Raw genomic sequence first — 14418 nt, 5'->3', positions numbered from 1 at the left:
AACATTCATCTGGCTTATCCGCCGACCAACGTGCCGCCGTTCGGGTGCAACACCTGCCCGCTCATATAAGACGAATCCTCGCAGGCGAGGAACAGCAGCGACGGGGCCACCTCATTCGGCTGACCGGGGCGGCCAAGGGGGGTATTTTCGCCGAATTCCTCAAGCTTATCCGCCGGGAAGGAAGCCGGGATCAGCGGCGTCCAAATCGGCCCCGGGGCCACGCCGTTGACCAAAATACCCTTGGGCGCCAGCTTGCTCGCCATCGCCCGCAGGAAGGACAGGATCGCCCCTTTGGTCGATGCATAGTCGAGCAACAGGTCCTGACCCTTATAGGCGGTGATCGAGGTGACACAGATGATCCGCGCGCCCTTTTTCAGATGCGGCAGCGTTGCCTGCGTCATCAGGATCATGCCGATGATATTGGTGCGGAACGTGCGTTCGATCTGCGCTTCTTCGATGTCTTCGAGGCTTTCCTGCGCGTGCTGTTCGCCCGCATCATTGACGAGAATGTCAATCTTGCCAAAGCTCTCCATCGTGCGGCTTACGGCATCTTTGCAAAAGGCTTTCTCACCGACATCGCCTTCCAGCAACAACGCCCGGCGGCCCTCGGCCTCCACCAATCGCTTGGTCTCTTCCGCGTCGCGGCTTTCGTTGCGGTAGACGATGGCGACATCCGCCCCCTCGCGCGCATAGAGCAGCGCGGTGGCGCGGCCGATCCCGCTGTCGCCCCCGGTGATCAGCGCCACCTTACCCTTGAGCCGGTCGGAACCGGGGTAGCGCGGGGTGTAATCGGGCGCGGGGTCCATCTTATGCTCCCGCCCGGGCTGGCTTTGCGGGGTGTTGAGGGCATCAAAATTCTGACCTGTCATGGTGCATTCCTATCTGTTGTGGCCCCACGCGGGCGGGGCGTTCAAAAAACTAGGGTTACAAAGGGGCAATGATCGCTTTGCCGGTCTGGTTTCAGCGCGGCAGCGGGATGAGAGAAATTTCGCGCATCACGGGTGTTGCGCGCAGGGGCCGGTCGCCTTTCCGCGTCGCCCCCCTTCCAGCGGTGGCAAGCCCCCGCCAATCACCAGCGGGCCAAGGAACCAAGCATCAGCCCCATGGTTTTTCAGGTAAGCTTGAAAAGGAGTATACCCATGCGAATGAGCGCATTGCTGATCTTCGGCGCCGGTGCCGCGAGCCTCGCCTATCTGATGAACCGCCAGTCCCGCGCCCAAAGGGCGGTGGCATATGACCGGGCGCAAGACCACGTCCGCGTCGCGGGCCCGCGCGAGATGATCGACCCACCCCGCAAATGGAATATCGTGGACGAGACGGTCGACGAGTCCTTCCCCGCCAGCGATCCGCCCGCGACCTATTGATGGCGGGCTGCGCGTGGCCGGTTAGACTACGAAGTTCCGATTCTGAGCCACCGCGCTTTCCGTCAGGTCGCCTTGCAGAAAGATCACCCCATGCGCGCCGAGGCCGACCGCAACACCGCCCTCTCGCGCCGTGATTTCAAGATCATTGAGCCCCCTGATGCCAGACAGTGAGAGCTGGATCACGTCGACGCCGGGGGCGAAGTCGGTGATGATATCGCCCGTGGCCACTTCGCCCTCAGAAAAGCCGAAAACGTCGTCGCCGGTCCATCCCGTGACGGTGTCTGACCCCGCCCCGCCGACGACCGTGTCATGCCCGATGCCGCCGTTTAGCTGGTCTTGCCCCTCCCTGCCGGAACGCTGATCGTCGCCCCGGTTGCCCAGCAGATGGTCATCCCCCTGCTGGCCGACCAATAGGTCATCATCGTCGAAGCCGCGCAGGGTGTCGTCTCCGCCCCAGCCGTGGAGCGTGTCCTCCCCCGGTGCGCCGCGCAGGTCGTCGTCACCGCGCCCGCCAGTGAGACTGTCGTCACCGCCATGGCCATTGATCACGTCGTCGCCATCCCCGCCGTGCAGTGTGTCGTCCTGACCAAAGCCGCCGATCGTGTCGTTTCCATCCGTGCCGGTCAGATCGTCCGCCGCGCCGCTGCCGTCGATCTTTTCCCCGCCCGCTGTCGGCCCGGCGTCGAAGGTGATCTCGATCACTTCGAAGGGTTTCAACCGCAGCTCGACCTGTGGGCTGTCAAAGCGGCTGTCGGTGAATTGCGCGCGCACGTCATGTTCATCGTAGAAATAGGCCCGCCCATCCACCTGAACAGAGGCCGAAGGGGTATGGCCGCCATCGCTGCGCCAATGGAACCCGTCGGAACTTTGCGCGGATTGATCCATGCCGATTTGAATGCCGGTCGCGGTCGCCCCCTCGGGCACCAATCCGGCGAAATCGACATCGAGGTTCAAAACCTCCATCGAGCGGGAGGAGACATAGATCACGGTCTTATCTTCGGACTGATAGGCGTTGATCTCGAAACTGCCATCGTCGCCCTCGAACTCGGTCGCGACCAATTCAAGCCCGGGCAGGCTCTCGCTCATCAGATCAAAGATGCCCCCGTGACCGAGTTGGTCAGCCGCCCGTCGGGATCGAGAACCGGGCTTTCCTTGGGGCCGCCCGCAAGGTCGCTGTCCGTATTGTGCTGAACGGGCCAAACGAAGGCGCGGTCGACCCCTGTTTCCAGCATGTTTTCAAACTGCTCCTGAATGGTCGAGGCGGACCTTATGCCTACCTCATCATAGTCCCGCGTGCGTATGTTCCATTCGGTGATATGCAGGTCCAAGTTGATCCATGGATGCTTCCTCCTATCAGTGATGTGACCCACATCACCTTGGCACATTGCGATGCCGTCGGGAGGGGGTATCCACCCCATCAGTTCTCAGTGACAATCAACAGGGGCGGCCCTCCATTTTTCACATAAGGGGGCCCAGAACGCCAAAATCGGGCGTTTCCGCCCGATTGACTTATTTTGCTTGCGAAATGGACATTTCAACCCGGCCAATGGCTATTTATTGGTGGTCAGAACACATGTGAAAACCAACAAGAGTCTGCAATTGCTCGAAGGCGGACAGAATAAGATCAATAACTTACGCAAGACATTACCAGAAAAGGCTAACGCACCTTGCAACTGCGACCACTATAAAGTTGCAACTCACCCGACAACGGAACAAAAAAAGCCGCGCATCAGCGCGGCTTTTCCTTCGGATCCTATAGTAATCATCAAGGCGGAACTGAAATGGCCCGCAGTCGATCATACAAATAGACACCTATCTCTTTTGGATCTTGAACTGGGTCGATACCGGCAGCTCTGAGCTTGCCAATAACAACCCAATGGTTGGTTCCGTCGCGTTGGATCAGTTCGCCAAGTGTCACATATTGTCGCTTGAAACTATTCACTTCCGCCTGCTCAATTCGGACCTTGATTGGCCCTGGCAGCCGATCCTCCACCCACTCGATTAACGGTGTATTACCTTTAAGTCCGAGCAGAAGATCCAATGCAGTCAGAGACACCCCCAGCTGCTCGGCCGCGGCCTTTTTGGTCAAAGGCAAATGCGAAGTATCACGCGGCAGAACCGATTGAACTTCGGAGGGATCCAACAGGAGCGCAAGATAGCCCTTCGTGCCATCGACAATCTCAACATTGTGCAAGTCACCTGCAAGCAAGGAACACATGATCTCCCCTGAGTATCTCTTCGCTTCTTGAGCCGCTTGGGGTATTGGAACCTGCCCCGGTGTCGCTCGTGAGACATATGTTGCTCGCTTAGTGAGGCGTGCCAGTAGCCGATCTACTTCGCGGGCATCTACCCCCCGTAAGACCTGAGTGAGGATGCGGTAGCCGCTATCAAGTGGCTTCAAGAAGCCCTCTCGAAGCAACATTTCCACTTGGGGTCGTGTAGCGTTCATGCGAGTTGGCAACTTCGCTACAGGAACCGCCCGTTGAAGCTCTCCTGCCAGTTCTTCAGCCGCATCTGCCTCACATGTGTCCATGCCGGTCATCCGATCGGGGTCTTCGGACGAGATCAGCCCTCGGGACACGAAGGCACGATGGACTGTCTTGGGGTGAAGATTAAATTTCACCGCAACGGAATGTGCATGGTGGCGGCGCGTCTTAACGACCTCCTCACCAAGGAGGTCTGTTCCTGGCGATACGGCCATGTTCTCAAGAATGAATTCTCGCAAGATGGTCCGGATCGGCCCTGGATCGCGCCCTGTTTTGTCGAACTGTAACCATTCATAGAAAAAGCCAAATATAGTGTGCGATCCAGCCTTCCCATGGCGAAGCTCAACGTTACGAAGAACGTCAAAGAAAAGTGCTCGAATACCAGTTTCACCTTCCCCGGTCACATCGAAACCCAACCGCCCCGCATCTTCCCAGTCTTGGTCATTAAACCCGCCCAATCTCTGCTTTGCGCCCCACCCCGCGAGAACACCGACCATTTCGGACGCACGGAACGCTTGCTCGATATCTTGACTGTTGAGCCACAGCGCCGATGTATGTTTGCCACGCAGTCGCCGAAGCACATAGGTTTGCAATGGAGACGGCGGCCGTAAGTCGCTTTGGTCCACAAGACGATGCAGTTCTCGCGCATCAGGAGCCAAGGTCTGCAAATTGCGCATTTGATCAGACCACGCAGTTTTAGCGGCGGATTGAAGCGCACAGCCGTGAACTTCACACGTCCTCACCGCCTTAAAGAGCCAGGGCCAACGCGCAACTCGCTGTCCATCCCCCTGCCCCTCGTCTTCAAGAAGGCAATGAGGACAATAGGCTGTTCGATTTCCGCCCAAAAAACTGCTCGAGAACTCATGCCCGCGAAATCGATATTGACGGGCCTGTAGGCGTTCAGGTTGGTGAGCGACCAAGGCTTCGAATGCAATGCCGGTAAGCGCAGCAAGTTTCGACATTGCTGATCGCTTACCAGCGAGCAAATCTGGCAGCGGAAGCTGCAGATCGTGGAGAAACTCCGGAAGGTTGAGGTCCACATGGTGTCGCGCAGTGCGAATTGCCCAGGACACAGAGCTCTCGTCTTCTTGCAAAGGCACCTGCGGCACAAGGATACCACTCATTGCCGCCTCCCCTTGCCTGAGTTGGCCCTATTGGCACGGACCTCCCGATCTTCCCACGCTGAATAGTTTCCTGTTGCGAAGACATTCTCGTCGAGTGGACAACTCTCTTGCATAAACCAATAGTCGATGAAGTCCTGCCGAGTAAGCGAAGGTCGACGAGACCTTAGTGCAGTTTCAATAGCGCCAATTGCGATCTCGATAGCCATGCCAAACTGATCGCGGGCAGCATGCAGAAGGCATTGAGTGAGGTCTGGATCAATCTCGACTCCGAGTTCAACGCGACCGGCGTAGGACCTAATCAGATTCATCAAACCGTCGCCATCGCTTGCAAACGAGATCGGCGGCAGCCGGACTTGTGAGAAACGCCTCGCAACTTGATGATCAGATCTCAACAGCTCGGCGACAGGCTCTGTGCCGCACAGGACCACCACGATCGCTTGCGGGCCTTGCATGAGAGACTTGAGTGTCTTGAGCAGATCCTCCTTCTCTCGCACATTCCCTGCATTATAAATATCGTGCGCCTCGTCGATCCAAAGCACCTTTATTCCGAGAACACTGAGACGGTGCTTGACCATTTCCCAGATCGCCCACCGTTCTCTTCTTTCGGATACCTGCGGATAGCCCAGTGCTTTGAGCAGTTCCAGGCCAACGCTTTTCAATGTTGCTGGGCTGGGGACAGTAACTTGAAGACATTTCGTGACTCCGAGCTCACCCTTAAAGTGCAGACTCGGGTGTTCTGACAGAATATGACTAACGAGTGCAGTTTTACCGCTGCCTGGCGCGCCTACGATTGCGACACCCCGAGTTTCTTGCCCTTCGGCAAAGAACCGAGGGGAAAAACCGGCTCCTTCGCCGAAAAACAACCGGTTGAACGCCGTTCGAGTTTGGTCATCGCGCTGCGTCTCGACATGAATTGCGGATAGCTGCTGTATAGCTCGCTCAATTGACGCCAACGTGACGATGCTTGCATGCGTTGTCATTGGTCAAAACTTCCAATCGTTCTTCTTAGGCTTCGAGGAGAGGGCATCGAGCTGTTCAGCCCTATGGCGCCCAATTCCTGGATCGCTTGGAGGTCCGACATCGATGAGGGTTCCATATTGAGAAGCGGTCTTCTGCGAGGCATTCCTCGTTCCCGCATAGAAACCAATCCCCAGATCTTGTTCGAAGCGCGCTATCCCATCCTTGGTCCACTGCTCCGAAAGGATGCCCGCCTGTCGGCCGGCTGCCGCGTTCATGCGATCGATTTCCTCTAAAGCGGTGGCAACGACTGAGCTGGCGATTTCGCGAGCATTTGGATCTCCCCGACGGATCAGGTTTCTGCAAAGGGTCCAGTCGCGTGCAGTCCGCCCCTGGAGCTCGGGCAAAACCGCCTCCACAGCCACCCATTCATCATTGAGCGACACTTCGATCGCACCGATGTTTTCCGGCAACCAACGCAATTGCAGAGAACACGATCCCATTTGCCGGAAATGACGTCCCAGTCGCTCACTATTGTAAGAAACGCCTAAGACAGTGAGACCGGATTTATCGATCTTCCGTTCGAGTTCGACACCAAACGCGATACGTTGGGTTCGCAAGTCAGGTCGCGGTCGAACTCCATAAAGATTGGAAAGCCGTTCCCAACATTCAAAGGGTGTTTCGCCGCCCAATCCCTCATGCGGAGTATTGTGGTAAACATCTACAACCCAGCGCACCAGCATTGTTGCAAAATCTTCCACGGTATTCACCGCTCTCGCTTCGGAAGGGTAATCCCCACGCTGGACAACGTCAGAAAACGTGCGACCTGAAAGCCGGCCCACCAGATTAGTCGAGGTTGTTTCAAGCGCGCGCTCGATCGTGCCCCTGAGCTGTGGCAACCCTGCCGGGGCGCGCATCAGGTCCAAAGAAGCAAATGTTGCAGCGGCAATAAATCGATAGTTTGCGAACGCGCTTCCGTTGTCAGTTACCAGCAGGTCAGGAATGCCATGCATGTGCCATGGCGACAGTGCGCCCACCGCGTCCGCGTGATGCCCCTTATCGCGCATAATCATTTGCAAACAGTCGATCGCGGCCGAAACGTTTTCGGACTTGGACAACGTGACACCCACCAAACATCTGGTCGTGCAGCAGATTGCTCCGATCAAGTGCCAGCGCTTCTTCCCACCGTCGAGCTCCATCTCCTGAACAAGCTCTGGAGCCAATTTTTCTAATAGACGTGTGGACTTGGCGATTGTCATCAAATCAACGGTCCAGCCGTCCATTTCCACCCGCTCGAGGGGACGCCCGAGTTGAAGCCCCGCGCCGACAGGAAAGAATTCCTTCCTCGCAGCGTCCTCACCTTTTCGATGCAAGGTCACTTCGAATGGCGTGAACTCCCGGAGGCGCGCACGAATAGTATTTCTTGACGGAATAGGTAGCTGCGGCTGCCTCGCTCTTTCTCGCGCGCGGTTTTCGCGCTTGAAACTCTCAATAGTATCGGCGACCACGGCGCGCTTAGTCGGAGAGTCCGGATGGAGGTAAGCCGCTACACACCTTTGCAGCAGTGCTTCGGTCTCAGAGCATAACCGGCTCCCCTTTCGGCCAGATTTCCACCTGCCGTCGACTAAGCCTGCAACTCCACCATCACGATACGCTTTGAACCACTTTAAGACAGAGGTCGAACTCGCATCAGCAATACCGATGCAAGTCCCTCCGCCGTAAGCTTTCTTATTGCCAACATGGGTCAGAAAGAAGTCTCGAAAAGCCACGTTCGCTTTCGATTTAAGCTGAGGAAATGTTTGGACGATCGATTCATAAGTGAGTTGGATCTCACCGTTTCCGTAGAGTTCCTCCACCGCCAAAGAGTAGCTCAGCCGAACCCCTACTTTTTCCAGTTGTTTCTTTCGAAGCCGCCTTAAATCGAACTCAGTATGTCGGCTTTTGACCGTAGAAGCGGCAGGAGCGTAGAATTCTCTTTCCACCTTGATATTTCCTGCTTCGCTGTGCGCCGCCAGATCGCGGTAGGGAAACAACTGGGTGAGGCCCTCGGCATCCTCAGTTTTGAGTAGATAGCCTTCTGAATTCGACATCGACACATTAAACGCAGCTCCTCCGATTGTGACGCGGTCAAATGTTCCAAAGTAAACCTTTCCACGCGGGGCAAACTTTTCATGCGTTCTCATTCCACTTGCCTCCCTGAACGAGTGTGGAAGGGCAGATCAATTCATGTGTAACGCAGCTCAGCACTCCTTCACCGATAAGCCTAACAAGAGCCCGGAAGCCACGGCCTCCCAATCCAATCTTCGCTGTCAAATCAGCAAGGCTTACGTAGCCCAAAAGTTGCGCGGCCACTGCTCGAGCATTCGTGTCAGCAACGACATCAATTTCACGAACACTTCTTAAGAAACGAGCATTTCGGACGCGAGCATCGTCTAAGCTGGCCTCCGTCAAAACGCGGACTTCATCGACGAAGCCAGACTGCACAGCGCTTCGCGCTAAAAGTTGAACTTCCGACTGAAATTTGGGCTTGTTTGCTCGATGAGATGGCTTCACGATCATAGCTATCGATTTACACGAGCTGAAGGTCGCGACGAAGTCAAAGAAGTGAATTCGAGTTTTTGAGCCATCGGCCCATTCGACCCTTACCTGTTCTCGTAAGTATACAACATCGGGATCCGCATCCAAGATGCTTGCCCATTTGAACTCGAGATCGGACTCAACGTGGAGGCCGCGTCGCGCACCGTGGCGTCCAACGACAAGTTGGCCGTTCGCATGTCCTCGGGACGAAACGGGGGGCTGCCGCTCTGCAATTGAGGTGGCTGGTAACTGAAAAGTCCCAGCCGTGTTTGGATAATCCATAGGTCTTCTTTCGACATCAGGGAGCGTTCGCCGCACGTTGAGTGCGGCGTTCGGGCTCTTGTTTTATTTGTTTTGCCGAAGGAACTTGTGGGTATCAGTGCAAAATGGCACACTGTGAGCTCAAGAGAGTCGCCTTCGGCGGTTCGGATAAGCGCGTGGACTGTTGCTGCAATTCACGCGCTTTTTTTGACCTTTTTTCCAATTTTCGCAACGCCGCTCGGAATTTCAGAAACCTCAGCACTTAGCAAGGCTCCACAAAACACCGCTTTTCGGCCTCCTTGACAGTGCCTGAATCTCCCCGGTTCGAATCATATAAGGCAATAGATTTACCTTTAAACGCTGTAAAAACAAAACGTTGTAGTTGGCCCCGAATTTCCAAACAATTCATGCCTATGAATATATCCTGATTTGGTGCGGAAAACGTTCCTCCGACAGGATGGAATGTTTTCGAGACTATTCGCCCGAACATTTTTTCACGTCGGCAAATAAGCGCAATTATTTTTGGAGCTGCAATATTTAAACCTAACCAAGCAAGTATCGGTAACTAATTGTTACATAGCGAAGAACTCATTCGGTATATTATCAGTAGTTCTTCCTAATCCTGCTGAAAATTGCACCATTTTCTCAGTGATTCTCTGGCAGGCGCGCCAATCGATGCCCTATTACTTACGATATCGTTTGTGACTCTGGGGTTTCAAACAGGCGAACGCTGCGGTGCATGTTCTTCCAAGAGACAGCCTGAGGATCGAGGAGCAGATGCGGCAGCAGCGGCAAACTACGCCCTTTGCCAAACCGCTGTTCCGCATAGGTCTCGACCGAGTTCAAGTGTAGGCAGCCATCAGGCGCTCACGTGTTGCAGCATCGACCTATCACGGGACTTGGTAGAGGACGGAGACGGCCCTTAGAAGACCTTCACCATTTACACCTTATGATACGGTGCGGCAGGCCAAACCGGACATTGCCCGCACCGCTTATTGAGAAGTGATAGAAACCGTAGCGTCTACCGTAACGCATTGAAGGTCGGAACGTAGACAATTGAAACGTGCTGCCACGCTGTTCGGCATCTCAAGATGTTTATGCACCAGGTTCTTCGCCGGCGTTGTTTCCACCGTCTTTATGGCCAAACAACGCGGCACCCTGATGGGCATTATCTGAGGTTTCAAACTCAAGGCTCGAGTGGGTGATGCCGAAGTCATCCGCGAGCTTTTTCTTGACCGCCTGCTTTACAGCTTCAAGGTCCGTCCAATCTCGCCCCATCAACACTACATGACAATCAAGCGCCACCTCATGCTCCTGCATCTGCCAGAGATGGACGTGATGCACATCCCGGACCCCATCGACATCAGTCATCGCGTCGACCACTGCGCCTGCATCCAGGTCAGGCGGGCTACCCAGCATCAGCATACGGATCGGACCGCCGATTTCAGTGAGTGCCAGATAAAGGATATAAAGCGCGATACCGATGGTGATCGCGGGATCAACCCAACGCAGGTCGTAAAGGATGATGAGCGTGCCGCCGATAATCACCGCGACCGAGGCCAGAGCGTCTGACAGGTTATGCAAGAACAATGCCCTGATGTTCACGCTACCCCTTTGCATCGAATAGGTCAGCAGCGCCGTCATCGTATCAACCACCAGCGCGACCCCGCCCAGAATGACCACCGTCCAGCCCGCCACTTGCGGCGGATCAATCATGCGCATCCCGCCCTCGTAGATCAGATAGACCCCGACAAGAATAAGCGTGGTGTAGTTGATCAGCGCGGCAACGATTTCGATCCGGCCATAGCCAAAGGTCATCCGCGCATCTGCCGGACGCCGTGCGATTTTGCGAGCCACAAAGGCGATCACCAAGGAGGCCATGTCTGAAAAATTGTGAAGCGCGTCCGCGATAAGGGCGAGCGACCCCGCAAAGACACCGCCCACGATCTGCGCCACAGTCAGAAGGGCATTCGCCCAGATGGCCAGTGATACTCTGCGGTCCCCGCTTTCGGGGTCAATATGGGCGTGATCATGCGCCATGCGCGCTTCCTGCTTGTTTGGTCCAAGTCCGCTGCGATTTAGGCAGCCTCGTAGCTTGTGAACACCTCGCTGTTGCCATCGCGAGCAATCAGATAGACATCATAGGCGTCGCGCTCACTCTCCGGCCCCATCCCCGGCGAACCATAGGGCATCCCCGGCACGGCAAGGCCGATGGCATCCGGGCGCTCGGCAAGCAATTTACGGATGTCGGCGGGCGGGACGTGCCCTTCGATCATATAGCCGTCAATCTTTCCGGTGTGACAAGAGGCCATGTCCTGCGGGATGCCGTTGTCTTGCTTGTATTTGATCAAGAGCGTTCCCAAGCTGCGCTCGGTCGTCACGGCAAAACCCTCGTTCTCCAGAATCTCGATCCACGCCGAACAGCAGCCGCAGTTGGGGTCTTTCATCACGTGGATGGCGGGCTTGTCTTCGGCCCATGCCGCAAATGGTGCGGCGGCGGCAAAGCTTGCGGAACAGGCCAGCAGGCTGCGTCGTGTGAGGGTCATGTAAAATCCTTCCAAAGGTTCAGACTGTCGTTTCGTTGGTTGCATGGGTTGTAGGGCGGCAACCGGGCTCGGCCAACCGCTCGGCGGTAGTTGACCGGAAAAACAGCAGCCGCAGGGCGTTGAGCGTTACCAGAACAGTCGCGCCAGTATCCGCCAGGATCGCAATCCAGAGGCCGGTGATGCCAAGCACCGTGGTGACAAGGAACACGGCTTTCAGCCCAAGCGCGATGGCGATGTTCTGCCGGATATTGCCCATCGCGGCGCGGGCGAGACGGATCTGGCCGGGCACATCTGTCACCCGGTCACGCAAGATCGCGGCATCGGCAGTCTCGAGCGCCACATCGGTGCCGGAGCCCATTGCGACGCCCACGTGCGCTGCGGCCAATGCAGGGGCATCATTGATGCCGTCGCCGATCATCATGACCTTCGCCTCAGCCGTGAGGTTTTGAATGGCCGCAACCTTATCCTCCGGCATCAATTCAGCGCGGTGGTCGATGCCCAGCCCCTCTGCAATGGCCGCAGCGGTGCGCCGGTTGTCCCCGGTGAGCATCACCGATGAAATACCCAAAGCGTTCAATTGCGCCACTGCTTCTGCCGCATCGGCGCGGGGTTCATCGCGAAGAGCAATGAGGCCTTGGGCCTCGTTATCGCGCAAGACAATCACCACGGTCTTGCCCTGCGCTTCGAGCGTCTCGACCTGGGCGCGCAAAGTCTCTGACAGCGCCCCGCGTTCTGCCGCCAAACGCGGCGAGCCGACGCAGATGGTTGCCCCCGCGATCACCGCCTCGGCCCCTTTGCCGGGCAAGGCGCGGGACTGTGTCGCTGCGGCGGGGTCGATGTCGCGTGCCTCAGCCGCACCGCAAATCGCTTGGCCGAGCGGGTGGCTCGCACCGTTCTCAACTCCAGCGGCGAGGGCCAGAAGATCGGCTTCATTTCCCACAAGCACCTGAACATCAGTTACGCGGGGCTTGCCGTGGGTCAGCGTTCCAGTCTTGTCAAAAACCACATGGGTGACCCGCGCCGCCGCTTCGATCACTGCGCCGCCCTTCATCAGCAACCCGTTGCGCGCCCCGGTGGACAGGGCCGAGGTGATCGACGCAGGCACCGAGATCACCAGCGCGCAGGGGCAGCCGATCAGCAACAGAGCCAGCGCCCGATAGATCCATTCGCCCCAGGCGCCACCAAAGACAAGCGGCGGCACCACGGCCACTAAAGCGGCCATACCGACCACGGCAGGCATGTAGACGCGGCTGAACCGATCGATGAAGCGCTCGGTCGGCGCGCGGGCGCTCTCGGCCTCTTCCACCAGCCGCACAATACGCGCGATGGTGTTGTCCGCCGCAACCTTTGTGACTCGGATGCGCAGCAACGCTTCTGTGTTGATCGATCCGGCAAAGACATCCGCACCCGGCTCCTTAAGGCGCGGCACGCTTTCGCCGGTAACGGGGCTTTCGTCTACGCCCGAAGTTCCGCTGACCACCTCGCCGTCACAGGGCACCCGGTCCCCGGGGCGCACCTGCACAATCTGGCCGACGCTGAGCGCCTCTGCCGCCACCTCCCGCGTCTTGTTGCCCACCTCAAGCCGCGCCGTTTTCGGCACCAGCTTGGTCAGCGCACGGATGCTGTTGCGGGCCTTCCCGGCAGAGACACCTTCCAACAATTCGCCCACGGCAAAGAGAAAGACCACCAGCGCGGCTTCTTCCGGCTCTCCGATCACAAGCGCGCCACTGGCGGCGATGGTCATGAGCATTTCGATTGTAAAGGGCATGCCCACCCGTGCCATGGCAAAGGCCCGGCGCGCGACGGGAATAAGCCCGATCAACGTGGCGATGACAAAGCCCCAATGCGAAACCTCAGCAGGCAGGACAAGCCGCGAGGCCCATGCCATTGCGAGCAGAGCGCCGCTGCCGAGGACCAAGCGGCCTTTCGCGGTTTGATACCAAGCGGGGTCTGGCATCTCTTCGGGCGCATGCGCTTGAGGTGATGCCGCTGTCCCACCGATCACTGCATCGTCCGGCAGGATGAAACCGCCCTTCGGCCTCTCTGCCTGTGCCCCCTTTGGAGAGATGCCAAAACCGATGCCGCGCACGGCCTTCTCGATCCGCTCGGGCGAGGTCTCATTCTTATCCAGCGTCAGGCACAGCCGTTCTGACATCAGCGCGACATCGACATCCGCGACCCCGGGCAAGCGCTCCACCGCGCCGCGCACCTTGGCCGCGCAGGCGCCGCAGTCCATCCCCGTGACGCGCCATTCCCGTTGTGCTGTGCTCCCGTCCGTCATGTCTGCTTCCAATCCGATTCACCGTCAGACACAGAGATACGACCTACAGCAACTGTAGCTTCAAGTGGTTTGTTTAACTTTTCTTCTCCCGATCATCCTTCTTTGCAATAGGCTGCGAGAATGGCCGCGTGGCGGAACGTGATACAACGATTTGCAGAAATCTCAGCGTTGAGTGTCATCCAGTTCACGAACTGCCGGCTTGTGCGACACCCTTCAAAAAACCTACAGAGACTGTAGAATGAAAGGGGTCAGATATGCTCGCGATCGGCACACTCGCAAAACGGACCGGCACCAAAGTGCAGACGATCCGGTATTACGAACAGATCGGTCTGATGCCCGAGCCCGGCCGGACCGAAGGCGGCCAGCGGCGTTACGGCGATGCTGAGTTGGACCGCCTCTCCTTCATCCGCCATTCCCGCCAGCTCGGCTTTTCGCTCGAGGCGATCCGAGAGTTGTTGGACCTCTCAGACACGCCAGACCGGTCCTGTGCGCAGGTCGATGCCATCGCCCAAAGGCAACTTCGCGACGTCGAGGCGCGGCTGGTGCGGCTCGAGGCCCTCCGCGTTGAATTGCTACGCATGATCGGTGCCTGCAATGCGGATCGGGTGGCTGATTGTCGCATTCTTGAGGTGCTGCGCGACCATGAGGAATGTCTTGCCGATCACGGGCCCACCGCCTGATGCCCGCTGCCCCCCCTCTATCCGCTTGCGGCATTGGCAAATACATTAGGGTGTTTCCCGGTCTGAGAGTTGCAAGAGGTTGCCGCTGTAGCTGGTGTCAGGGCTGCTGAGCCTGCTTTCGGCAAAGCTGACCTTTGTGCAA

General features: G+C 57.3%; 12 protein-coding genes. 2 read left to right on the top strand and 10 right to left on the bottom strand.

Annotated features, from left to right (window positions below; genetic code table 11):
* Positions 1-14 precede the first annotated feature (14 nt).
* Entirely contained in the window at positions 15-869 is an 855-nt protein-coding gene (locus tag ACGYLO_RS08725) for an SDR family oxidoreductase (protein WP_271689201.1), read from the bottom strand.
* Positions 870-1139: 270 nt separating this feature from the next.
* Here ACGYLO_RS08725 and ACGYLO_RS08720 point away from each other — a divergent pair, with 270 nt between their 5' ends.
* The gene (locus tag ACGYLO_RS08720) at positions 1140-1364 is read left to right on the top strand and encodes a hypothetical protein (RefSeq protein ID WP_276154454.1); all 225 of its coding nucleotides are present in this window, start codon (positions 1140-1142) and stop codon (positions 1362-1364) included.
* Positions 1365-1385: 21 nt separating this feature from the next.
* Here the strand turns inward: ACGYLO_RS08720 and ACGYLO_RS08715 are convergent, their stop codons facing one another.
* From ACGYLO_RS08715 to ACGYLO_RS08675, 9 genes are all read right to left on the bottom strand, one after another.
* Positions 1386-2450, bottom strand: coding sequence for a calcium-binding protein (locus ACGYLO_RS08715; RefSeq protein ID WP_271689198.1), 1065 nt, complete (start codon positions 2448-2450; stop codon positions 1386-1388).
* The gene (locus tag ACGYLO_RS08710; protein WP_271689197.1) at positions 2450-2692 is read right to left on the bottom strand and encodes a hypothetical protein; all 243 of its coding nucleotides are present in this window, start codon (positions 2690-2692) and stop codon (positions 2450-2452) included. The genes ACGYLO_RS08715 and ACGYLO_RS08710 overlap by 1 nt, the downstream gene beginning before the upstream one ends.
* 437 nt (positions 2693-3129) lie before the next feature.
* A complete protein-coding gene (locus tag ACGYLO_RS08705; RefSeq protein ID WP_271689196.1) occupies positions 3130-4974 on the bottom strand; it encodes a TniQ family protein in 1845 nt (614 codons plus the stop codon).
* The gene (locus ACGYLO_RS08700) at positions 4971-5954 is read right to left on the bottom strand and encodes a TniB family NTP-binding protein (RefSeq protein ID WP_271689195.1); all 984 of its coding nucleotides are present in this window, start codon (positions 5952-5954) and stop codon (positions 4971-4973) included. Before ACGYLO_RS08700 ends, ACGYLO_RS08705 begins: the two co-directional genes overlap by 4 nt.
* Positions 5955-5957: 3 nt before the next feature.
* Complete coding sequence (locus ACGYLO_RS08695) at positions 5958-8114, bottom strand: hypothetical protein (RefSeq protein WP_271689194.1); 2157 nt, start codon at positions 8112-8114, stop codon at positions 5958-5960.
* Positions 8101-8790, bottom strand: a complete 690-nt coding sequence (locus ACGYLO_RS08690) for a hypothetical protein (RefSeq protein WP_271689193.1) — start codon at positions 8788-8790, stop codon at positions 8101-8103. The genes ACGYLO_RS08695 and ACGYLO_RS08690 overlap by 14 nt, the downstream gene beginning before the upstream one ends.
* 1074 nt (positions 8791-9864) lie before the next feature.
* Complete coding sequence (locus tag ACGYLO_RS08685) at positions 9865-10809, bottom strand: cation diffusion facilitator family transporter (RefSeq protein WP_394376392.1); 945 nt, start codon at positions 10807-10809, stop codon at positions 9865-9867.
* Between the two features lie 38 nt (positions 10810-10847).
* Complete coding sequence (locus tag ACGYLO_RS08680; protein WP_271693710.1) at positions 10848-11315, bottom strand: DUF411 domain-containing protein; 468 nt, start codon at positions 11313-11315, stop codon at positions 10848-10850.
* Between the two features lie 19 nt (positions 11316-11334).
* Positions 11335-13596, bottom strand: a complete 2262-nt coding sequence (locus ACGYLO_RS08675) for a heavy metal translocating P-type ATPase (protein ID WP_271689176.1) — start codon at positions 13594-13596, stop codon at positions 11335-11337.
* Between the two features lie 254 nt (positions 13597-13850).
* On the opposite strand from ACGYLO_RS08675, the gene ACGYLO_RS08670 reads away from it, so the two are divergent.
* Entirely contained in the window at positions 13851-14276 is a 426-nt protein-coding gene (locus ACGYLO_RS08670) for a helix-turn-helix domain-containing protein (protein ID WP_243265542.1), read from the top strand.
* Positions 14277-14418 lie beyond the last annotated feature (142 nt).

Source organism: Sulfitobacter sp. 1A13353 (genome assembly GCF_043557255.1).
Classification (GTDB): domain Bacteria; phylum Pseudomonadota; class Alphaproteobacteria; order Rhodobacterales; family Rhodobacteraceae; genus Sulfitobacter; species Sulfitobacter faviae.
The sequence above is the reverse complement of the archived record's forward strand: the minus strand, read 5'-3'. Positions and strand labels throughout refer to the sequence as shown.